Annotated in this window: 18 protein-coding genes; 13 read left to right on the forward strand and 5 right to left on the reverse strand. The window is 43.6% G+C overall.

Annotated elements, in window-relative coordinates; translation table 11 throughout:
• The first annotated feature begins 216 nt into the window (after positions 1 to 216).
• Both O9295_RS17660 and O9295_RS17665 read left to right on the forward strand, forming a co-directional pair.
• Positions 217 to 522, forward strand: coding sequence for a DUF433 domain-containing protein (locus O9295_RS17660; protein WP_288034213.1), 306 nt, complete (start codon positions 217 to 219; stop codon positions 520 to 522).
• 2 nt (positions 523 to 524) lie between these two features.
• Positions 525 to 653, forward strand: a complete 129-nt coding sequence (locus tag O9295_RS17665; RefSeq protein ID WP_288034215.1) for a hypothetical protein — start codon at positions 525 to 527, stop codon at positions 651 to 653.
• A 476-nt stretch (positions 654 to 1,129) separates the two neighbouring features.
• On the opposite strand, the gene glgB is transcribed toward O9295_RS17665, so the two are convergent.
• The 3 genes from glgB to psbH all read right to left on the reverse strand — a co-directional run bounded on the left by glgB (position 1,130) and on the right by psbH (position 4,371).
• Positions 1,130 to 3,409: a 1,4-alpha-glucan branching enzyme gene (gene glgB / locus O9295_RS17670; RefSeq protein WP_061430889.1), complete on the reverse strand. Its 2,280-nt coding sequence runs from the start codon at positions 3,407 to 3,409 to the stop codon at positions 1,130 to 1,132.
• A gap of 414 nt (positions 3,410 to 3,823) precedes the next feature.
• Positions 3,824 to 4,072, reverse strand: a complete 249-nt coding sequence (locus tag O9295_RS17675) for a TatA/E family twin arginine-targeting protein translocase (protein WP_061430888.1) — start codon at positions 4,070 to 4,072, stop codon at positions 3,824 to 3,826.
• A gap of 104 nt (positions 4,073 to 4,176) precedes the next feature.
• A complete protein-coding gene (gene psbH, locus O9295_RS17680; protein WP_002736544.1) occupies positions 4,177 to 4,371 on the reverse strand; it encodes a photosystem II reaction center phosphoprotein PsbH in 195 nt (64 codons plus the stop codon).
• 444 nt (positions 4,372 to 4,815) lie between these two features.
• On the opposite strand from psbH, the gene O9295_RS17685 reads away from it, so the two are divergent.
• The 4 genes from O9295_RS17685 (at position 4,816) to O9295_RS17700 (ending at position 10,698) form a co-directional block, all read left to right on the forward strand.
• Positions 4,816 to 5,415, forward strand: coding sequence for a superoxide dismutase (locus O9295_RS17685; RefSeq protein WP_190720218.1), 600 nt, complete (start codon positions 4,816 to 4,818; stop codon positions 5,413 to 5,415).
• Between the two features lie 189 nt (positions 5,416 to 5,604).
• Positions 5,605 to 6,399, forward strand: coding sequence for an alpha/beta fold hydrolase (locus O9295_RS17690; RefSeq protein ID WP_061430887.1), 795 nt, complete (start codon positions 5,605 to 5,607; stop codon positions 6,397 to 6,399).
• On the forward strand, positions 6,359 to 7,255 hold the full coding sequence (locus O9295_RS17695) for a tRNA (5-methylaminomethyl-2-thiouridine)(34)-methyltransferase MnmD (RefSeq protein ID WP_288034217.1): 897 nt from the start codon (positions 6,359 to 6,361) through the stop codon (positions 7,253 to 7,255). Before O9295_RS17690 ends, O9295_RS17695 begins: the two co-directional genes overlap by 41 nt.
• Positions 7,256 to 7,530: 275 nt before the next feature.
• The gene (locus tag O9295_RS17700) at positions 7,531 to 10,698 is read left to right on the forward strand and encodes a pentapeptide repeat-containing protein (RefSeq protein ID WP_288034219.1); all 3,168 of its coding nucleotides are present in this window, start codon (positions 7,531 to 7,533) and stop codon (positions 10,696 to 10,698) included.
• A 212-nt stretch (positions 10,699 to 10,910) separates the two neighbouring features.
• On the opposite strand, the gene O9295_RS17705 is transcribed toward O9295_RS17700, so the two are convergent.
• A complete protein-coding gene (locus O9295_RS17705; protein WP_288034222.1) occupies positions 10,911 to 13,103 on the reverse strand; it encodes a molybdopterin oxidoreductase family protein in 2,193 nt (730 codons plus the stop codon).
• A 570-nt stretch (positions 13,104 to 13,673) separates the two neighbouring features.
• Between O9295_RS17705 and O9295_RS17710 the strand changes: the two genes are divergently transcribed.
• The 4 genes from O9295_RS17710 to O9295_RS17725 all read left to right on the forward strand — a co-directional run bounded on the left by O9295_RS17710 (position 13,674) and on the right by O9295_RS17725 (position 16,794).
• Complete coding sequence (locus O9295_RS17710) at positions 13,674 to 15,638, forward strand: DNA polymerase III subunit gamma/tau (protein WP_288034225.1); 1,965 nt, start codon at positions 13,674 to 13,676, stop codon at positions 15,636 to 15,638.
• An 87-nt stretch (positions 15,639 to 15,725) separates the two neighbouring features.
• Positions 15,726 to 16,049 (forward strand): Grx4 family monothiol glutaredoxin, encoded by a 324-nt coding sequence (grxD, locus tag O9295_RS17715; protein ID WP_002761995.1) that lies wholly within the window; start codon positions 15,726 to 15,728, stop codon positions 16,047 to 16,049.
• Between the two features lie 71 nt (positions 16,050 to 16,120).
• Positions 16,121 to 16,387 (forward strand): RNA-binding protein, encoded by a 267-nt coding sequence (locus tag O9295_RS17720; RefSeq protein ID WP_002761993.1) that lies wholly within the window; start codon positions 16,121 to 16,123, stop codon positions 16,385 to 16,387.
• Positions 16,384 to 16,794, forward strand: a complete 411-nt coding sequence (locus O9295_RS17725; RefSeq protein WP_061430883.1) for a type II toxin-antitoxin system VapC family toxin — start codon at positions 16,384 to 16,386, stop codon at positions 16,792 to 16,794. Before O9295_RS17720 ends, O9295_RS17725 begins: the two co-directional genes overlap by 4 nt.
• Before the next feature lie 56 nt (positions 16,795 to 16,850).
• Here O9295_RS17725 and O9295_RS17730 read toward each other — a convergent pair whose 3' ends face one another.
• Complete coding sequence (locus O9295_RS17730) at positions 16,851 to 18,590, reverse strand: mechanosensitive ion channel family protein (RefSeq protein WP_288034227.1); 1,740 nt, start codon at positions 18,588 to 18,590, stop codon at positions 16,851 to 16,853.
• Between the two features lie 252 nt (positions 18,591 to 18,842).
• Between O9295_RS17730 and lipA the strand changes: the two genes are divergently transcribed.
• The 3 genes from lipA (at position 18,843) to O9295_RS17740 (ending at position 21,469) form a co-directional block, all read left to right on the forward strand.
• Entirely contained in the window at positions 18,843 to 19,727 is an 885-nt protein-coding gene (gene lipA / locus O9295_RS17735) for a lipoyl synthase (protein WP_288034228.1), read from the forward strand.
• A 70-nt stretch (positions 19,728 to 19,797) separates the two neighbouring features.
• Positions 19,798 to 19,989: a hypothetical protein gene (locus O9295_RS27470; RefSeq protein WP_012267727.1), complete on the forward strand. Its 192-nt coding sequence runs from the start codon at positions 19,798 to 19,800 to the stop codon at positions 19,987 to 19,989.
• A gap of 352 nt (positions 19,990 to 20,341) precedes the next feature.
• Complete coding sequence (locus tag O9295_RS17740; protein ID WP_288034231.1) at positions 20,342 to 21,469, forward strand: class I SAM-dependent methyltransferase; 1,128 nt, start codon at positions 20,342 to 20,344, stop codon at positions 21,467 to 21,469.
• Positions 21,470 to 21,498 lie beyond the last annotated feature (29 nt).

The following is a 21,498-nucleotide window of genomic DNA, read 5'->3' on the forward strand; positions in this document are numbered from 1 at the left end:
TATCATTTGTTTTGGCATTTTTACTATAGATGTCTTTTTTGATTAGTCCTTCACGAAATGGCTCTTCTGGTTTCTGTGTGGAAATGAGGTCTATACTGATAGTTTATTTAACAAAATAGTCCTAAAAGTCTTTCCCAGTAAGCATTTCACGTTCCATAAGCAAAAATGATCCCACAAAGTCGAGAAGAGCCGGCAAATTTATTAATGATTTGGATAATGACTACGACAACAATTGAAATTGGAACTTTAATTGATTGTTCTCCTGAAATTCGAGGAGGAAGACCAACAATTGCCGGGACAGCAGTTACAGTGCGTCGCCTTGTTTCTTGGTATAAATTAGGGCTGACTCCTGAAGAAATTTTAAACCGGATGGGACATCCCCATTTAGATTTAGCCAAAGTTTATGCTGCTTTAACTTACTATCATGCCAACAGGGAAGAAATTGAAACTGATTTAGCTCAGGAAGAAGCCGAGGTGAAACAATTTGAACAGGAGTGGCTTCAATCTAAGTTAAATAAATAGTCATGCTGACATTATATTTAGATGAAGACTCGATGGTTCAGAGCCTTGTAGCGGCTTTAAGAGCTAGAGGAGTCGATGTGATAACGGCTACAGAAGCGCTATGTTGGAGCGCTCCGATTCAGAACAATTAGACTATGCTACTGGTCAAGGAAGGTTATTATAGCGTTTCCTGTTCGCAAGAGGCCTGTCGATGGTGAAAAGTTTAATCAGTAAAGGTTTAACTGTGCCACACAGATGTGAGAACCGCTATGTAGGGTCTGCTGAAAAAGTTTGTTGGTGGGGGCAGGGTGTGGGGTGTAGGGTTTTACCGATTTTGAGGTAGTCAGTTACCTAATTTTCAGGGAAAAAGTACCTGAATTTTACCCCGATCACTGCCATATCCAGTACTTTTGGATTTCAAAAAGGTCTAAAAGTTTTACCCAACAAGGTTTTTAGATTTATTCAGCAAACCCTACTTAGTTTCTGGAAAATTCCCCCAAAAAAGAGGCCACTTTCTGCAAGATGACCTCTAAATTTTTTTGTTAGGGGTTGGGGTGTTGGGGTTTTAGGGTTTTAGGGTTTTAGTTGAATTCCCCCATTCCCCCATTTCCCCATTTCCCCATTTCCCCTATTCCCCAGAAGCATGAGGACCGATTTTGAGAACTAAAACCCCTAAAGGTGGTAAACAGAGATCGATCGAGTAGGGACGGCTATGATAGGACCATTCCTCCGACCATTTACCGCCAAGGTTGCCCATATTACTACCACCATATTTACCCGCATCGCTGTTAAAGATTTCCTGATAAAAACCGGGATGGGGTACACCAACGCGATAATGGCTGTGGGGTTGGGGAGTAAAATTACAGACCACCACCAGAAACTCCTGCCAATTTTTGCTCCAGCGCAGGAAAGAAACGACGCTATGACTATTATCACTACAGTCAATCCACTCAAAGCCATCCTGACCAAAATCCTGGGTATATAAAGCAGGTTCACTCTTATAGGTGGCGTTCAAATCTGAGAAAAAGCGTTTTAGCTGTTGATGGGGTTGATGCTGCAAAAGACCCCACTCCAAATCACCCCAAACATTCCACTCACTCCACTGACCAAATTCCATGCTCATAAACATGGTTTTCTTACCGGGGTGGGTAAACATATAACTAAATAATGCCCGGACATTGGCAAATTTTTGCCACTCATCCCCCGGCATTTTGCCAATCATATTACTTTTGCCGTGAACCACTTCATCGTGGGACAAAGCCAGCATATAATTCTCGCTGTGGTTATACCACATACTAAAAGTGACATTATTTTGATGGAATTGACGGAACCAAGGATCCATGCCGAAATAATCGAGCATATCGTGCATCCAGCCCATATTCCACTTCAAATTAAAGCCTAAACCGCCCATATAGGTGGGCCAGGACACCATCGGCCAAGCGGTGGATTCTTCGGCAATAGAGAGAATTCCGGGGAAATAGCTAAAAATTACATGATTAACTTGACGCAGGAATTCCGCAGCTTCTAAATTTTCCCGGCCACCGTACTCGTTAGCCACCCATTCCCCATCTTTACGACAATAATCGAGATAGAGCATAGAAGCCACCGCATCCACGCGAATGCCGTCAATATGGTACTTATCGAACCAAAAAAGGGCATTAGCCACCAGGAAATTTCTGACTTCGTTGCGACCGTAGTTAAAAATTAAGGTTCCCCATTCCTTGTGTTCCCCTTTGCGCGGGTCGCCGTGTTCATAAAGATGAGTACCATCAAAGAAAGCTAACCCGTGGCCATCTTTGGGGAAGTGACCGGGGACCCAATCCACTAGCACACCAAGGCCATTTTGGTGACATTGATCGACAAAATACATGAAATCTTCAGGATTACCGTAGCGACTGGTGGGGGCAAAATAACCCGTCACTTGATAACCCCAAGAACCATCAAAAGGATGCTCGGCGATCGGTAATAATTCGATATGGGTGTAACCTAATTCTTTAACGTAGGGAATTAGTTTTTGGGCTAACTCGTAGTAACTCAAAAAGCGCGCCCCAGTGTTCCATTCCGACACGGGAACCGCTTCCCCGGACCCAGAAAGTAAACGGGGGGGTTCGGCACTAGAAGCGTGCAGCCAAGAACCGAGGTGTAATTCGTAAACGGAAACCGGTTGAGTTAAAGGATCGCTATGGCGGCGTTTTTCCATCCAATCGCTATCATCCCAAGTATAGCTATCTAAATTAGCCACGATCGAGGCGGTTTTCGGGCGTACTTCTTGGGCAAAACCGTAGGGATCAGATTTTTCGTAAATATGACCTTCCCAATTTTTGATCTCGTATTTATATTTAGTGCCAACACCGATTTCTGGGATAAACAATTCCCAGACCATATTATTACGTTTCCGCATTTGGTGATCACGACCATCCCAGTTATTGAAATCACCAATAATCGAGACGTTGCGGGCATTAGGGGCCCAAACGGCGAAATAAACCCCTTTAATACCCTCGATTTCGGCTAAATGCGCCCCTAATTTTTCATAAATGCGATGATGGTTGCCCTCCCCAAACAGATGTAAATCAAAATCGCTGAGTTTGGCAGAACGGAAGGCATAGGAATCATAGATTACCCGTTCCTGTTCTCCCTCGTGGATGCGTAATTGATAATTGTTCAGTTCACCGATATCGATGACGCACTCGAAAAAATGGGGGTGATAAGCGGTCGTCATGGGATATTCTTGTCTTTGGGACGGTAAAATAACCCAAGCGGCCGTGGTTTTCGGTAAATAGGCTCTAACAACCCATTTATTGACTTTTCCTTCTTCTTCTAGGGGATGGGCCCCCAAAACCTCAAAGGGATCGTGATGGAGGTTGTTGACGATTTGATGGACTTGTTCGGGGGATACCACTATAGACATTCATTTACCACTCTTGACATCTACAATACTTATAGCAAGGAAATAGTCATTTTTTTGTTGCCTTCTGGGAATTCTCAAACTGATGGTATATTCTGCCTACTTAGGGTCTGCTGAAAAAGTTTTTCGTGGGGGTAGGGTGTGGGGTGTGGGGTGTGGGGTGTGGGGTGTGGGGTGTGGGGTGTGGGGTGTGGGGTGTGGGGTGTGGGGTGTGGGGAAGTGGGAAGAATAAATAAAATAATCTCCTGTCTCGGAGTCTCCTGACGACCGGCTCCTGACTCCTGACCCTAACAACAATTTTTGATTTTTACAAGAGGTCTATGGTAAAACTGCCAATTTAATCCGGCTCTGGTCATTCTCGATGTTAATCTAGCGGATAGTCTCGAATTTGACCTACTCTACATCTCTACACAGTTCTTAACTGGAACGAGTTTGATCGCTAGGAGATTGACTTTCCTCTAATTGAGCTTTGATTTTTACCGAGTCTTCAATCTGCTCGGCCTCTCGCTTAAATTCACTTTCAAATTCCTTGGATGCTTCTTGAAATCCTCGAATCGTTTTGCCTAAACTGCGACCGATTTCTGGTAATTTCTTCGGACCGAAAACTAGCAGGGCAATCAAGAGAATTAACCCCATTTCCGGCAATCCAATCCCAAAAATATTCATTTTTCTGCTCCTAATAAAAAAATTGCGGTGGGCAATAACCCACCTGCTAAAGTCCGAGGGACAATTCTGCGGCCAAAAATGCCGACAAGATTGTTGGAATCTGCTTACTGACCCCAATCTACATTAAATCCTTCTAAAATTAGGGAGGAGTTATAGATCTGTAAAATAATCAGCAAAAAGACTAAAAACAGAGCCATAAACACTCCCATCAGCAAGGTAGTTCCCCAACCGGGAGAAACTTTACCATATTCCGAGTTGAGGGGACGAAGGATTTCACCTAAGCGTGTACGCTGTGCCATAAGTTACCAAGAAAGATCTGTAAATGATAATTTTGTATTGATCCGTAATTTGAGGAAGTGCCAACCAGTCAACCCAGTGAGATAAAATCTACTGCTGTTGCCAGTGGAGCTTTTTTGGTTTAATTCCTAACGGAATCGTTTTTCGCCTGCCCTGCCACGCCCACAAGAATCTGCAAGCGCCTACAGTACGGGAATTATTTTAACATTGTTTGGTGATCTTCTCAGGATTTAGGAGATGGTCGATGGGAGTTGAGGTGATGGGGGAGAAGGGAGATGGGAGAAAAAAGCTGATCGATCAGTGATCACTGATCAAGTCTCCTTCGGTGCTATGATTGAGGGTGTAAAGTTTTATTGCAAAGGTATTCGTCTTGGTTAAGCTGAATACTGACAAAAGGTTAACAACACTACCTTAAACAAGCTCTCAAGAGAGGATACAGAGAACACATGGCTTACACACTTCCCCCTTTACCCTACGATTACACTGCCTTAGAGCCTTGCATCACCAAAAGTACCCTAGAATTCCACCACGACAAGCACCACGCCGCTTATGTCAATAACTATAACGGTTTGGTCAAAGATACGGAACTCGATGCTCTCTCTTTAGAAGAAGTTATCGTTAAGGTTGCCGGTGATGCTTCTAAAGCTGGGGTTTTCAACAATGCCGCCCAAGCATGGAATCATAGTTTTTATTGGGACTGCATGAAACCGGCGGGTGGTGGCACGCCTACTGGTGCTTTAGCCGATAAAATTCAGGCAGATTTCGGCAGTTTCGAGAAATTTGTCGAAGCTTTCAAAACTGCGGGTGCTACTCAATTCGGTAGCGGTTGGGCTTGGTTGGTTCTCGATAACGGCACTCTCAAAGTTACCAAAACCGGCAACGCTGACAATCCCTTAACCGCCGGACAGGTTCCCCTCTTAACTATGGATGTGTGGGAACACGCTTATTATCTCGACTACCAAAATCGTCGTCCCGATTACATCAGCGACTTTTTAACTAAGTTGGTTAATTGGGATTTCGTGGCTGCTAATTTAGCGGCGGCCTAAAAATTTGGCTCAGTTAATCAGTTATCAGTTATCAGTTATCAGTTATCAGGGGTTGGGGAGCAGGGAGAAACAATCCATAAGTTGGGAGTTAATCGTACTATTAAAATTGGCCAATCTCTCTAATATTAATTATCCTTAAAATAGATAACCAGAAAAAACTTTTTTAACATCGATCGCGCTTCTCGCACCATGGAACAACCTGTCAGTTGGATTATTCCCCGTCATCCCCGTCCCGATTATCCCCTGTTTGTATTTTTACCCGGAATGGATGGCAGCGGCCAACTATACCATCGTCAGATTAAAAACCTTGCCCCTTACTTCGATCTACGTTGTTTGGTGATTTCCCCGCAATATCTCGGTGATTGGGAGGAATTAAGCACCCTCGTGATCGCTTTATTGGAACAGGAATTAAAGCGACAATCGAGAAAAGTCTATCTCTGCGGTGAGTCTTTTGGCGGCTGTTTAGCCTTGAAAATAGCAACAAAATCACCAAAATTAATTAAAAAACTGATTTTAATTAACCCTGCTTCTTCTTTTAATCAAAGACCTCTTTTAAGCTTGGGAATCGGTATCACCCAGATGATGCCCGATTTCATCCAAGGCAGCTCGGCACTAACTATTTTACCCTTTCTGGCCGCTCTGGGTCGAATATCCCGGGAAGATCGCCGCTCTCTCCTCAAAGCCATGCAATACGTCCCACTGAAGACGATTAGCTGGCGTTTATCCCAGTTACAACGGTTTCAGGTTAGTGCCAGCGAGTTAAAACGTCTGCAATTGGGGGTGTTAGTGATAGCCAGTCAAGGCGACCGACTGTTACCATCGGTAGCGGAGGCTAAACGCCTAATTCAGCAGTTACCCGCCGCAAAATTAACGATTCTGCCCCATAGTGGTCACGCTTGCCTGCTGGAAACCGATATTCATCTCAAAGACATTCTCCATCACCATGCTTGTCTCCCCCGAAGCCTACCCGCAAAAAGTCACTGAGGATGGTTCTTATACCTTTTTTTCGACCGAATTCGGCGAATGTTATCATTCTACCTCTGGGGCAAGGGAAGAGGCTGAGAAAAAATTTATCCTCTCTAGTCGTCTGACAGCAAAAGCAGACCAGAGCAATAATCTGAAAGTTCTTGACATTTGTTACGGCTTAGGGTATAATACCGCCGCAGCCTTAGCTGCCATTTGGCAAGTTAGGGGGGATTGTCGGGTAGAATTATTAGCCTTAGAAAGCGATCGAGTGGTTCCCCTAGCGGCTATTAGAGAAAATCTCTTAAATAGTTGGAGTCAACCAATTCCCGAATATTTAACTGATTTTGCCCATAATCACCGGCTAGACCTGCCTAATCTCACGGCTAAACTGTTAATCGGGGATGCGCGACAGACGATAACCAAGGTGATTGACGCGGGTTTTCAAGCGGAGGCAATTTTTCTCGACCCCTTTTCCCCGGGTAAATGTCCGCAACTGTGGACGGTGGAGTTTTTAGCTTTAGTGGCGAAATGCCTGAGTCCGACGGGTTATTTAGTCACCTATTCCTGTGCTGCCTCGGTGCGAAGGGCTTTACAATTAGCAGGATTGCAGATTGGGGCCACCGATAGCGTCGGTCGGCGATCGCCGGGGACAATAGCCAGTTTTTTGTCCTTACCCCCATCTTTATCGGCACAGGAACGGGAACATCTGCAAACTAAAGCCGCTATTCCCTATCGAGATCCGACTTTAAGCGACCCAGCCGAAGTGATTATACAACGTCGTCGCAGCGAACAGGCACTCTGTGACTTAGAACCGACTAGCCACTGGAAAAAACGTTGGCAAAGATCGGTTAGTTCGATCGAAATCTCGGAATGAGAATAGTGTGGTTAAATGGCTGATAATTCGGGCTTTTTGTTTAAGAAAAATTAAGCATCCTGCTGATCGGCTTGTTTTTTTTAGGCTAGTTAGATAGCATAGGTGTAAACAAGACGTTATCTGCACAAAAAAGGTTCCCCGATCAGATAGATTTTTTGATTAAACAAATTCAGCCTTAAGGCGATCAAGAGCAACCCTTCTTAACGATAAGTTTGCCGATCTACTATATTTCTATTGTGTTTTTCGTGATCTAGTATTAGCTGGAGGACAGGAAAATGAGTAATAAGAACAACCCAAAATATGAAGAAATCAAAGGTAAACTGGAAAGGATTATCCCCTTGCCAGAACCGCAGCGAACTCTGGCTCTACATCGTATAGCAACGGAGCAGAAAGAAAGTTTTGACGAGATCCAAAAATATTTTAATCGGCGTATCGAGGAAAAGATTAATGAAAAATTAGACAGCATTAAAGATGAAAAAGATAATATTAAAAAGTTAAGGATTTTAAAAGAACTGTCCGAGTCTAATTTTTTGGGTTTTTCTTTAGATGAGTATAAGGACTTACTAAAACAAACCAAGATTTTATCGGAAGAAGAAATTAACAATAGAATAAAAGAAATTAAGCAAAAAGCGAAAGGGTCTATTCAAGAAGCCATCTACTTACAAAAGCTATCAGAAGATAGTGGCTTATCCCCAGAAGAATGCAAAAATTTATTAAATCAATCCCGATTTGATTGGACTGATTTTGAGCTTATCCTCAAAATAGCCTCAATTGTTACTGCTTTAGGGATTTTTGCCGGTGTAATCACCTATTGGTGGGAAACGGATAAACGACGAGCGCAAGAGAATAATGATGCTTGGACTGTTCTCCGTTCAGCGAAAGAAGATCCTGCTAGTAACGGAAGAATTGATGCCTTGGAGTCTCTCAGTAGTGGTTGTAAAATGCCAGAAAATATATTCACTTGGCTATTAACAAAAGTTGGGATGCAAGAGGATTGTGTCAGATTGGTGGGGGTAAATCTCAAATCAGCTAATCTACCCAGAGTTGATATGTCAAATAATGATCTATCCAAGGCACAATTACAGAATGCCAATCTTGACGGAGCAAACCTAAAGGATGCCGATCTAGAGGGGGCCGATTTAACTGGAGCGAGTCTCAGAAAAGCTGACCTAACGGGAGCCGATTTAAGAGGGGCAAATTTACAGGATGTTAACCTGTCCAATGCCATTTTAAATGGAGCAAAGATCACCAATGCTAATCTAGAGGGAGCTAATTTATCTAATGCAGATTTGAGAAATACTAATCTGCTGAACACTTCTTTAAAAGATGCACGTATTGAAAATGCAATATATAACTTTAATACTCAACCTTTTAGTTGGTATCCATTTAGTTGGTATCCATCAGAAGAAAAAAACTATTTCATCTGTGATCGTGAAAAAGACGAAAAAGATATTAAAAATGAATGTAAGTCTCTCCAATTAAACCAAGCAGATTTACCGGAAGTAGATCTGAGCAACACCTATTTACAAAAAGCGAAGCTAAGTCACGCTAATCTCAGAAATACCAAGTTAATTAATGCTGATTTGAGGGACGCTGATTTAACCTACGCAGATATCCGAGGGGCTGATTTTACCAGTGCTGTCTTGAAAGGTTTTAAGATCGATCATGCGATCTACGATGATCGTACTAAACTCGATAAAAGCATCTTTTTCAATCAGGCAAAGTTTTACAAAATTAGCTATTTTAATCCCCTAAAAAGAGACTTGCAGCCAGCACAGAAGGACTTAAAAGATGCCGAGCTAATAGGGGCAGATCTCCGAAAAGCTGATTTAAGAGGAGTGGATTTAACAGGTGCAAATCTGGCGGGTGCTGATTTAAGAGGGGCGAATTTAGAGGGGGCTAAATTAGATAAAACTGAATTAAAGGGTGTTCTTTATGATATAGAAACGAAACTGGATGTTAAACCAGATGATAATGATCGTCAAAAATTAATGGCTGCTAAAGCTTATTATATTGAAAATAAAAATCCCTACAATCCAGGCGATTTATCTAATCGAGATTTGGAAAAAACTGCTTTACGAGAAGTCAACCTTACTGGGGCTAAATTGGAGAAAGTCAACCTGATTAGTGCTGATTTGCAGGGAGCTAATTTAAGTTCTGCTACACTGCTAAAAGCCGATTTATCCCGTAGTAATCTTAGTCAGTCTTACCTGAACTTTGCCAACCTTGAACGTGCTAACTTAAGTGGTGCTGATCTAAAAAAAGCTTCCCTCATCGGAGCTAATCTTAAAAATGCTCGTTTAAAAAGCTATCTGGATGCTAAAACCAATCTACAGGATGCAGTTTTAATTAAGGCAATTTTAGAATTAGCAGATTTAAAAGACGCAGTGTTAATTAATGCTAACTTAATGATGGCAAATCTCAAAGAAGCTAACCTAAAACAAGCGGATTTAAGACAGGCTAACCTAGAACACGCCGACTTGAGTTATGCCGATCTTACGGAAGCCGATTTAAGCGGTGCTAACTTAGAAAATGCTGACTTAAGAGGAGCAAATTTAATTAAGGTTAAAGTTGATAGCAGAACTAATTTTAAGGGAGCATTAATTAATGAAGAAACCAAGTTAAATTTTGAGATAACCAACAGTAACTTTAATGAAGTTGCCAAAAAATATGAAGAATTTTTAAAAGTAGTTTATTTTATTACTCGACGGAGGCAATCTTCTTTAATTTTTAAAGATCCATCGAAATCAAAAATAGAAAACCTAAGTTGGTTTCCGACATCGAACAATTATAAAGGATTAATTGATTTACCAAAGAATCTTGAGAATTGTCAAGCAAAAATCAACTTGATCGGCATCGACTTATCCGATCGATATTTAACTAAAATCAACTTATCCTGTGTAGATTTAACCAAGATTAGTAAGAAAGGATTGAAAAATACTATTCTAGAAAAAGCTAATTTAATTGGAGTTAATTTAAGAGGTGTTAGTTTGGAGGGAGCGAAATTAGATAAAGCTATTTACGATCAGAGAACAATTAGCACGGTCGATCTAAAATATCAAAGCTTATTTAAGCCAGCTTATAAAATTGCACCTAAGTCAGATTTGTCTGAAGCTGACTTATCCGATCAGGTTTTAGATGGCTTAGATTTACGAGATGCTATTTTAGAAAAGGCAGAATTGCCAAGAGCGCATTTAATAGGCACACAATTACAAGATGCTATTTTAAAAGATGCCGATTTAACCGGTGCAATTTTAAAAGATGCCGATTTAACCGGTGCAGATTTTACCGGTGCAAAGCTAAAAGAAGTGATCGGATTAACAGTCACACAACTTGAAACTGTTAAAAGTCTCAAAGACGCTCAATTTAGTCCTGAATTATGTAAAGCTGTTCGAGAGGAACTCAAAGAAACTAAGGATAAAATTGCCGATTGTCCCCAATAACCTAGTTAGGGTTTGCTCAATAAATCTAAAAACCTTGTTGGGTAAGACTTTTAGACTTTTTTGCCATCAAAAAGTGCCAGACATTGGGGTGATCGGGGGGGGAAAATTTAGGCACTTTTTCCCTGAAAATTAGGTAATTGACCCCCTGAAAATGGGTAAAACCCTACACCCTACACCCTACACCCCACACCCTGTCCCCAGGAAAAATTTTTTCAGCAAACCCTAACTAAAGACTTGATCGGGATTAATTTGACGGCACAAGCTTTTAATTCCGGTTGCAGGGAAATCGGACAAGCGGCCGGATGGGTGAGACTATTAGCCTCAGCATTTTCTGCCCATAAAGCCCCCCAGTGCATCGGCACAAAGACACAATTAGGAGCAATTGCTTTGGTAATTAAAGCGGGAAAACGGGCAAAACCGCGACGAGAACGCACCTCCACCCATTCCCCAGCTTCTATGTGCAATTTTGCCGCATCTTGGGGATGAATTTCCAGAAAAGGTGCGGGGTGCATTTTGACAATTTTCTCGATGCGGCCGGTGCGGGTTTGGGTGTGCCAGTGACCGTACAAACGCCCTACGGTCAACACTAGGGGATATTCCTCGTCCGGGGGTTCCGCTAAACCTTTACTGTGGTAGGCGGCGAAAACAGCACGACCATCGGCAGTATTAAATTTACCATCGGTATAAAGGCGTTTTGCGGCTGTTTTTTCGCTTTTATCGTCATCTTTAACTAAATTACCCAGTAATTCCCCGGAATTAGCGGTTTTAGGGGCGGAAATTTCATCGATGGAATCGGGCCACGGTCGGGGAGTCTCGGCCAGGCGATCATAATTAATCGCCGTCATATCACAAGGACGTTTATATGTCAAGCGAATAAACTCGGAATGTACCTCGGCGGAATCCTTAAAATTAAATTGTGCCTGAAACCCCAAACGGCGACCAACTTCCGCGAAAATTTGCCAATCGGCCTGAGCTTGACCGACGGGAGAGCGAAAAGCTTTATTTAACGTCACCACGCGCTCAGAATTGGTCATTGTTCCCGTTTTTTCGCCCCATTGGGCCGCTGGCAGTAATAAATGGGCGTAGGCGCTGGTTTCCGTGGGATAGTAGGCATCCTGATAGATAGTAAAAGGTGATTTTAACAGGGCGGCCTTGGTGCGTTCTAGATCAGGCATACTAACAGCCGGATTAGTGGCGGCAATCCAGAGAAGTTTGACATCTCCCGTCTCCAAACCGGTAATCATACTCCAAGCATCGCGACCGGGGACGGGAGAAATCCGACCGGCGGGTAAACCCCAAGCTTGTTCCACTTCGGCCCGGTGTTGGGGATTTTTGACGGAACGATAACCGGGCAGAAGATGGCAGAGGCCGCCGGCTTCCCTTCCTCCCATGGCGTTGGGTTGTCCCGTTAGGGAAAAAGGACCGGCCCCCGGTTTACCGATATTAGCCGTCATTAGGTGTAAATTGATTAAAGTGCGGGCTTTGGCCGTGCCTTCCCTAGATTGATTGATGCCCATCGACCAGAGGGAAAGCACTCTTTTCGATTCGGCCCAGTAGCGGGCAGCCTGTTCTAAATCCTCGATGGGGATACCGCATTTAGGGGCGACTATTTCCGGGGGATAATGGCGGATAATTTCGGCGTATTTGGGGAAATCCCGGGTGCATTTATCGATAAAATGGGTATCGATCGCACCCCAATTCAGTAACAGGTGGGCAATACCGTTAAATAGGTCAATATCGGTCCCCGGGTTAATGGCTAGGTGGAGATTAGCGGCCTTGGCGGTTTTGGTGCTGCGGGGATCAACGACGATTAATTTCGCTTGTTGGTTGCCTTTGAGATACTTGTGCAGACGGTTAAAGATGATGGGGTGACATTCGGCCGTATTTGTCCCCACCAAAAAGGCACAATCGGTTAATTCTAGGTCATCGTAACAGCAGGGGGGACCGTCGGACCCGAAACTGTCCAGATAAGCGGCCACGGCCGAAGACATACAGAGACGGGAATTAGCATCAAAGTTATTGACTCCCAGACAGCCCTTGACCAGTTTTTGGGCGATGTAGTAATCTTCGGTGTGAAATTGTCCCGAACCGTATAGACAGATACTTTCCTTTTCCCCCTGAGCGATTAGAGTTTGCATCTGGTTAACGATGCGATCGAGGGCCTCTTCCCAAGTACAAAGACGAAATTGCTCTTGGAGAGAATCGCGGATCATCGGGGTTTTGAGGCGATTTTTATCGATCGATTCCGCTACGGTGGCCCCTTTAACACAGACCATACCTTGACTGGAGGGGTGGGACTTGTCCCCGAAGACTTTCCATGCTTGTCCGGCCGACGCGGGGGGGGTGACTGTCAAACCACAACCTACTCCACAGTAAGGACATTGGGTTTTTGTCGATTCAGTCATAAGCAGTTGGTCTGATTAGTGGCACTGTCTTTAGGCATACTAAGATAGTCGGCAGATTTTCTCGGCAAAATTGTAGTTATTAATACAATTTATTAGATGACTTGGCCAAATTGCCATTTTTATGATGCAAATCGCGCATTAAACCTGGCTGGCGTTGTCAGATCAGAATAGGAAAGATGGAATGCAATCCTTGCTATCAAAGTAATTTCAGTTCCGGTGCTGATTCGGAGCATCTTTCAATTTGACAACGCCGACAACGCCTATTGTAGGGCTAATTCATGAATTAGCCCTACAGCTATTACCTAGCTATATTCCACTGCTAAATCGAGCGACTCTTGTTCCCCACTTAAGCCCGCCCTAAGGCACTATTCGTTCATTAAACACTATAGGAAAGATGCCATGGCATCTTTCCTATCAAAGTAATTTCAGTTCCGGTGCTGATTCGGAGCATCTTTCAATTTGACAACGCCAACTGGCTAGATAAAAAGCATACACTTGTTCTCGTGTTGAAAAAGAATCGGGATAGGATAATAGTAGTCTCTAGGGTGGGGAAAAAGTTTTCAGCCAGTCATGACCTACGAACCTCTACATCATAAGTATCGTCCCCAAACCTTTGCCGATTTGGTGGGACAATCAGCGATCGCCACGACCTTGAGTAATGCCTTAATCAGTGAACGAATCGCCCCTGCATACCTATTTACTGGACCCAGAGGCACGGGGAAAACCTCCTCGGCGCGAATTTTAGCCAAATCCCTCAACTGTCTGTCTAGTGACCATCCGACACCGATTCCCTGCGGTAAGTGTTCCGTCTGTCAAGCGATCGCCAATGGTTCCGCTTTAGACGTGATCGAAATTGATGCCGCTAGTAATACCGGTGTGGATAACATTCGGGAAATTATCGAGCGATCGCAATTTGCCCCCGTCCAATGTCGTTATAAAGTCTATGTCATCGATGAATGCCATATGCTCAGTACGGCGGCCTTTAATGCTTTGCTGAAAACTCTGGAAGAACCGCCGGATCGAGTGATTTTTGTGCTTGCTACCACCGATCCTCAGCGTGTCTTGCCTACCATCATCTCCCGTTGTCAACGCTTTGATTATCGCCGTATTCCTCTCGATGCGATGGTGGCACACCTGCAAAAAATCGCCCAAATAGAAGCGATCGATATTAACCTAGAAGCATTAACCCTTGTGGCTCAGATCGCTAACGGTGGTTTACGGGATGCGGAAAGTCTCCTCGATCAATTAAGTTTACTCGCAGGAACGATTACGGCCGAGCGAGTCTGGGATTTGGTCGGTGCAGTCCCCGAAAGAGACCTCTTAACCCTACTTAAAGTCATTCATGGCAATATTCCCGATCAAGTTATCGAACAATGTCGCCATCTGATGAATCGCGGCAAGGAACCTTTAATCGTCTTGCAAAATCTAGCGGGGTTCTATTTAAACCTACTTTTAGCCAAAACCGCCCCTAATCGTCCAGAAATGGTCGCTGTCACTGCTCCCACTTGGCAGGAATTGTGTGCGGAAGCGCGTACTTGGTCTTTAGAGGAAATTCTCCGCGGTCAACAACTTCTTAAAGACAGCGAAACGCAACTAAAAAACACCACTCAACCCCGTCTCTGGTTAGAAGTCACTCTATTGGGACTTTTACCACAAGCACAGGTGATTCCTCTAGTTGCCACGGCAGTGCCTTCCCGTCCCCAAACCAGCGTCGAGAGGCCCACTGAAGTGATCACAGCGCCGGCACCGGTGAATGAACCGATCAAACCGGCGGTTATCACCCCGACAACTAGCGTCGCAGTGCCGAAAACTGAGGTTAAAACTGTTGCCAGTGATGACAATCATGAACAAATTTGGCAGCGGGTTTTAGAAGTAATGGAACCCCCCACTACTCGCACTCTCTTGCGTCAGCACGGCAGTCTTTTTAGTATGGAAGAATCGAGCGCTTATTTAAGTATATCTTCGGAACAATTATTAAAAATGGCCCGGCTACGCTTGACTAATATTGAGTCAGCTTTCGAGGCTGTTTTTCAGCGCCGGATTAAAGTCCATTTACAGGTAGGTTCCGCCACTGCTGCCATGGCTGCGGAAGTTTCCCCATCCCCAGCGGCCAGGATACAACCACCACCAGAAACCGCACCAACCCCACCAATAACTCCCGAAAATAAAGTTATGACCGCGGTGGATATTCCCCCAGTCAAAGAAGCAATTATCGAGAAAAAAGAAGCAAAGATCACAGCATCGGGAAACCCAAAAACTCTTAGCACAGAACTGCCCCAAAAAATCTTAAATTTTGATTCATCTTTAGAGACATTAGATCAAGATGTAGATGTTAGTGAAATTTTGGCGGCCGCTCAAAAGTTAGCAAAATCTTTTGATGGTGAAGTGGTCAATATGGGTTATTCACTGCCAGAAAATTCGGACGCAGAAACTAAAGTTAATAACTCTCTGGAAAATATGACTATCGTGCGCGGGAGACCTGATGTTAACGAAATTTTAGAGAGTTTGGAGGAGGACGAAGACCTGCCTTTTTAAAGCTATCCCAACGGCTTGTGCTAAACTGATAGGATATGCCACGTCTCAGGATTGGCTATTCTTGCTCAAATTCTAGCTACTAGACCTATGACACCCGAAACTAAGGCCAGAATCGATCAATTAGTCCAGAATAACAAAGTTCTTGTGTTCATGAAGGGCAATAAATTAATGCCTCAGTGTGGTTTCTCGAATAACGTCATACAAATTCTCAATATTCTGGGGGTTTCCTACGAAACTGTCGATATTCTCCAAGATCAGGAGTTAAGACAAGGAGTTAAGGAGTATTCCAATTGGCCGACTATTCCCCAAGTCTATATCAACGGTCAGTTTATTGGTGGTTCCGACATTATGATCGAACTCTATCAAAATGGGGAACTACAACAAATAGTCGAGGTAGCCTTAGCTTCCTAAAAATTTTCTAGGTTAGGTTAGCTATCCTAACCTAGTTTAAAGTTGCCCAACTAGCAATCTTGGCAGAGGTGATGATTGTGACAATTCGAGAAACTGCAATTTCTAAGCTAGATCAACTCCCTGAAGTCCTTGTTCAGGAAGTAAGCGACTTTATTGATCTTCTCGATCATAAATATCGAGTCAAAACCTTTGACACTCAGCCTGATGGAAAACTGATAGAAAGATGGTTACAATGGTTTGAAGCCGTAGATGGCTTAACTGTCAATTCACCGGAACCAATAAACGACTACCAGCAACTGCTGCTCGAAAAATATCGGCAACAAGGACTAGAGCTATGATCCTGTGTGATGCAGGAGTGCTGCTTTGTTTGGTTGATCGCACCCAACCCCAACATAAAGCCTACAGAAATACAGTAATGCGTTTAGCAAAGCCTCTCGTCACAACTTGGTCATGCCTGACCGAAGCCATGTACTTGGCGCTGCATCGGGGGGGTTGGCAAATGCAAAAACAACTGGGACAACTTCTTTTAGATAAACTGCTGGTGGTTTACAATATTCAGGAAAGTGATTTCAGTCGCTTGTTGGGGTTGATGGAGCAATACCGCGATCGACCGATGGACTTGGCAGATGCAACCCTAGTTTTAGTAGCTGAAAAGACTGGGTATCGGCAAATTCTCACCCTCGATGCGGATTTCCTGTTTTATCGGATTCAAAACCAAGGAAGCTTTGATATTATTCAAGGGTAGTCATGGAAAATCTGCTTTCAACGGCCTATAACTCCACCGATAGAAAATGTTCCCCTTTAAAACTGTCCCTTGAATTCCTCTCTATCTTGTGCTATGAGGAAACTTTGTTGGGGGATACCGATGTGAATTCCCTTCTCCTCAAAAGCAATTTTTAGACGACGACGATACTCTCTTTCTATGTCCCATTGTCGTAATCTTTTGACGACAATTCTGAGCATAATTTCCATCCCCGTGTGAGAAACCCGACTAACACCAGCAACCTGCACGGGATCGATGATATCTTTTTGCCATTGTGGATCTACAGCCATATTTTCAGCGATGGCTGCCATTAAAGCGATCGCCAGATCTGGCTCGGTGTCATAGGCGACTTCAATGGTAAAATTGACCCGCGCCCAATCTTTACTGAGGTTGTGTGCGCTAATAATTTGGTTATGGGCAATAGTGATTAAACGTCCATCGGCAGCCCGCAATTGAGTCGCTCGCAAACTCATATTTTCCACCAAACCGATAAACTCCTGAAACTGGATCATATCACCGACAGTGTATTGGTCTTCAAAGATAATTAGAAAACCGTTAATCCAATCTTTTAAAAGATCCTGAAAGGCAAAGGTGAGCAATGCTCCCACTAAACCGGCTCCCGTGAGTAAAAAGGCGAAAGAAAGGCCCATCCAACTCAAAAAAACCAAAATTCCCAGAAAAATAGCGATAAATGTGATAATTTGTCGCCAAACTTCTAATAAAGTGGGAGCGCGCAGAATCCTCCTTTCCAAATTTTCGGAAAAAACCGCTCCTTCCTCTACCCACTCCCGTAGTCTGGAATTAACGTAGAGATTAACCATATTGCTCACTGATGTCAGCAGCAACCAGATGATAAAAATCTGTAAAGGAATACGGATTATTCCGCGTCCTTCTAGCCTAGTTTCGGGAAATACATACAAAATCGCCGCTATTCCGGCAAACCAAAGCAGTATCAGTCCAATAAGGGCCAGTCTTTTCCAGAGAATATTTAGCGTCAGTTGTCGCTGAATATCAGCCTGTTGACGGAAATTAGAGGAATCTTCTAGAGAGGCTAAAATCGGTTCTTGGGAGCGATCTTTTCTGGGGGGGGAATTTATAGGTAAATTTCGATCGGATTGACTTTTAGCCTGTTTTTTGAGGAGATTGAAGCGATTTCTTAAACGTTTCTGCCACCAAATTGATACCCAGCTTAAGAAAATTAGCCCCAAAATAATTATAGTGGCAGTCATTACCTGTTGCCGACGAGGGGCGGGCTGACGTTCTTGCCAAGCTTGGAGCAAAGCTGTTTGGATGATTTTAACCCATCTGTCCGCTAAATCGCCAACAGAAGAAGAATCGATCAGGGCATCAACTTCTGTCACTGTCAGAATTACCTGTTGCGGTAAATTCTGGTTATCCTTGGCCACAATCACGGTTAAATTATTGAGAGTCGCCGTACTTACTTGCAGGGTTGTCGGATCGAAACCCCGATTGATAATATTATTTAAGCCCCTTTCAATGCGGCTAGCCCGTCTTTCTACCGGGGAGAGTTCCCGGGCCTCAGAAGCGGTAAAATCTTGGGAGGCAATCTGAAATAAGGCAAATCCATCTAGATGCACGGAAGCATATTCTATATCCCCGGCTACAAAAATCCTTGTCCCCGTGGGAGATGCAAATGGAACTAGAAAATTTTGGCCTAGGGATGGCAGGGAATTAAGAACAAATATACTAACTAAGAGGCAACCCGCCAATCCTTGAATGACCAGATTGAAAATTTTTCTCCGTTGCCATCGTCCCATTGCCTAAGTTTCCTTTTTGATTAACAATGATCTTTACCCGCTTTCTCAGCTTATAGCAGTTATCTTAATGGTGAGATAGGAAGTTTTCGTTTTGGGGAGTCGGTTATCAGCTTTTTAGCTATCAGCCGTCAGCTTTTATTTATTCTCCCTTCTCTCTTCTCCCTTCTCCCTTCTACCCTCTCCCCAACCCCAACCCCTCACTGATAACTGATTACTGATAACTGAAATCCCCAACACCCTACTTAACTTCTCATGTCCAATATTTCCCCACAGTGGCGCAAGGAAATTACCTCTTTACCCCCTTGGTTACGGCGTTCGCTCGGCAAATCTAGCGAAATTTCCACGGTTCAGCGCATTATCAAACAAAGGAACATTCATACTATCTGCGAGGAGGGTCGCTGTCCCAATCGCGGCGAATGTTATGCCCAAGGTACGGCGACTTTTTTGTTGATGGGTCCCACCTGTACCCGGTCCTGTGCTTTTTGTCAAGTGGATAAGGGTCATGCACCCATGCCTCTCGATGTGGAGGAACCGCAAAAAGTGGCAGAAGCGGTGCAATTGTTAAATTTAAGTTACGTTGTCTTGACTTCTGTAGCCAGAGATGATCTGGAAGACGGCGGAGCCAGTTGGTTCGTGCGGACGATGACAGCCATTCGCGAACTCAATCCCCACACTTTAATTGAAGTGTTAACCCCGGATTTTGCCGGAGGCAAGGGAAGTCAACAGGAACGGGTGGCGACGGTGGTAGGGGCAAAACCTGCCTGTTACAATCACAATATCGAGACGGTGCGCCGTTTGCAAGGACCGGTTAGACGCGGGGCTAAATACGATCGCTCTTTGGCGGTTTTGCGTTATGTTAAGGAAATCGATCGGTCAATTCCGACGAAATCTGGCTTAATGGTCGGTCACGGTGAGACAAAAGAGGAAATTATCGAGACTTTGGCAGATTTACGGGCGAACGACTGCGATCGAGTTACTATTGGTCAATATATGCGTCCTTCTCTGGAACATTTGCTCGTACAGAAATATTGGACTCCCGCAGAATTTAGCGAGTTGGGAGAAATTGCCCAAAAAATGGGGTTTTCTCAGGTTAGATCTGGCCCCCTAGTCCGCAGTTCCTATCATGCGGGAGAGTAAATCAGTGATCAGTTATCAGTTATCAGTTATCAGATGTAAGTTTTAAGTTAATTTTTGTAAATCTACCAAGTTGGGATTTTTACGGGGAAACTCTCGGCTAAAATTGGACGTTACTTTCGATTTTATCACTCAATCCAAGCCTTTGGGGGGTTCTACCCCCCAAACCCCCCGTTGGGGGCGTGGCGCCGCCCCCAAACCCCCGCGCATTAGTTTTTCGGTGGGATGCTTACACGCAGCTGCTGATACGTCTGTAATAATTTAAGAGTCACTGATAATTGCGGCTCTTCGGTTTGTGTTATGCAATGGACGGGGGTTATAAGGGATGGAACCCTTATATAGAAAGGCATTTAGCGTTTTTTGTCAATTGTTTTTTATCTAGAGCGAACTAATCAATTAAGTCTCTTGCCAGATAAGGATTTAGTCGATTTATGCCCCCCTATCGAACCATAACAAGTAACGAAGAGCCATAATTGCTGATTGTCGGTATTTCTGCAAATGTTAGATGCACCCTTCCTAATTCCTAATTCCTAATTCCCACTTCCCATTTCATAATTCCTAATTCCCACTTCCCATTTCATAATTCATAATTCATAATTCATAATTCCCTGATCAAGATGAATTTAGAAGCAATCATCGGCGAGGAAATTAAACAATCAGCAGCGGGTCGAATTAGCTTCGAGCGCTGGATGGATTTAGCTCTTTATCACCCCGATTATGGCTATTACACCGCTGGAAAAGTAGAAATTGGCTCAAAAGGAGATTTTTTTACTTCCTCGTCTCTAGGGGCAGATTTTGGCCAATTGTTGGCAGAGCAATTTGTCGAGATGGCGGAATTTTTAGGTAATTCGCCTGGATTTACTTTAGTGGAAGTGGGAGCAGGTTCGGGAATTTTAGCGAAGGATATCCTTGATTATTTAAGTGATAGCTATGCTGATTTTTATCAAAATCTCAGTTATATAATTATCGAACAATCTCAGAAACTCAGGGAAAGACAACAGGCAACTTTAGCGGGATATTCCCCGGTATCTTGGCAAAGTTGGCCGGATTTAGCCGATAATTCCCTTGTGGGTTGTGTGTTTAGTAATGAGTTAATCGATGCTTTTCCTGTCCATCGAGTTGTGATCGAGTCGGGAGAATTGCGAGAAATTTATCTGGGATTGGGGGAACCTTTTCAGGAGATTATCGCAGATTTATCTACTGACAGAATCAAAGACTATTTTGATTTAGTGGGGATAAATATTCCTTCACCACTTTATCGGGAGGGTTATCAAACCGAGGTAAACTTATTAGCTTTAGACTGGTTAGAAACCGTTAATCGGAAACTCGATCGAGGTTATATCTTAACCATAGATTACGGTTACACTGCCGAAAAATATTATCATCCCCAAAGAAGTCAAGGAACCCTACAATGTTATCGACAACACCAGCGTCATGATCATCCTTATTTGTGGGTGGGAGAACAAGATATTACCACTCATGTGGATTTTACTGCTTTACAACGTCAAGGGGAGAAATTAGGCTTAAAAAATCTCGGTTTTACTCAGCAAGGATTATTTTTAATGGCTTTGGGATTAGGGGATAGATTAAAGGAACTTTCTCAAGGAAAAATCGATATATTAACTATATTTCAGCGTCGAGATGCCTTACATCAATTAATCAATCCCACTGGTTTAGGAGGATTTGGAGTGTTAATTCAGGGGAAAGGAGTAGAAGAAAGAATACTTAAGGGATTAAGTAAATAACTAAAAAAAAGGGCTGAATGCTGTTAACT

Origin of the sequence: Microcystis sp. LE18-22.4A, assembly GCF_027531105.1 — a bacterium.
Lineage (GTDB): Bacteria > Cyanobacteriota > Cyanobacteriia > Cyanobacteriales > Microcystaceae > Microcystis > Microcystis aeruginosa.

What these genes read in the sequence shown, in the direction of transcription:
- O9295_RS17740 (WP_288034231.1), top strand. Translation starts at nt 20,342, where the DNA reads ATGAATTTAGAAGCAATCATCGGCGAGGAAATTAAACAATCAGCAGCG.
- O9295_RS17700 (WP_288034219.1), top strand. Translation starts at nt 7,531, where the DNA reads ATGAGTAATAAGAACAACCCAAAATATGAAGAAATCAAAGGTAAACTG.
- O9295_RS17660 (WP_288034213.1), top strand. Translation starts at nt 217, where the DNA reads ATGACTACGACAACAATTGAAATTGGAACTTTAATTGATTGTTCTCCT.
- grxD (WP_002761995.1), top strand. Translation starts at nt 15,726, where the DNA reads ATGACACCCGAAACTAAGGCCAGAATCGATCAATTAGTCCAGAATAAC.
- psbH (WP_002736544.1), bottom strand. Translation starts at nt 4,371, where the DNA reads ATGGCACAGCGTACACGCTTAGGTGAAATCCTTCGTCCCCTCAACTCG.
- glgB (WP_061430889.1), bottom strand. Translation starts at nt 3,409, where the DNA reads ATGTCTATAGTGGTATCCCCCGAACAAGTCCATCAAATCGTCAACAAC.
- lipA (WP_288034228.1), top strand. Translation starts at nt 18,843, where the DNA reads ATGTCCAATATTTCCCCACAGTGGCGCAAGGAAATTACCTCTTTACCC.
- O9295_RS17690 (WP_061430887.1), top strand. Translation starts at nt 5,605, where the DNA reads ATGGAACAACCTGTCAGTTGGATTATTCCCCGTCATCCCCGTCCCGAT.
- O9295_RS17675 (WP_061430888.1), bottom strand. Translation starts at nt 4,072, where the DNA reads ATGAATATTTTTGGGATTGGATTGCCGGAAATGGGGTTAATTCTCTTG.
- O9295_RS17685 (WP_190720218.1), top strand. Translation starts at nt 4,816, where the DNA reads ATGGCTTACACACTTCCCCCTTTACCCTACGATTACACTGCCTTAGAG.
- O9295_RS17720 (WP_002761993.1), top strand. Translation starts at nt 16,121, where the DNA reads ATGATTGTGACAATTCGAGAAACTGCAATTTCTAAGCTAGATCAACTC.
- O9295_RS17695 (WP_288034217.1), top strand. Translation starts at nt 6,359, where the DNA reads ATGCTTGTCTCCCCCGAAGCCTACCCGCAAAAAGTCACTGAGGATGGT.
- O9295_RS17725 (WP_061430883.1), top strand. Translation starts at nt 16,384, where the DNA reads ATGATCCTGTGTGATGCAGGAGTGCTGCTTTGTTTGGTTGATCGCACC.
- O9295_RS17665 (WP_288034215.1), top strand. Translation starts at nt 525, where the DNA reads ATGCTGACATTATATTTAGATGAAGACTCGATGGTTCAGAGCCTTGTA.
- O9295_RS17710 (WP_288034225.1), top strand. Translation starts at nt 13,674, where the DNA reads ATGACCTACGAACCTCTACATCATAAGTATCGTCCCCAAACCTTTGCC.
- O9295_RS17730 (WP_288034227.1), bottom strand. Translation starts at nt 18,590, where the DNA reads ATGGGACGATGGCAACGGAGAAAAATTTTCAATCTGGTCATTCAAGGA.
- O9295_RS17705 (WP_288034222.1), bottom strand. Translation starts at nt 13,103, where the DNA reads ATGACTGAATCGACAAAAACCCAATGTCCTTACTGTGGAGTAGGTTGT.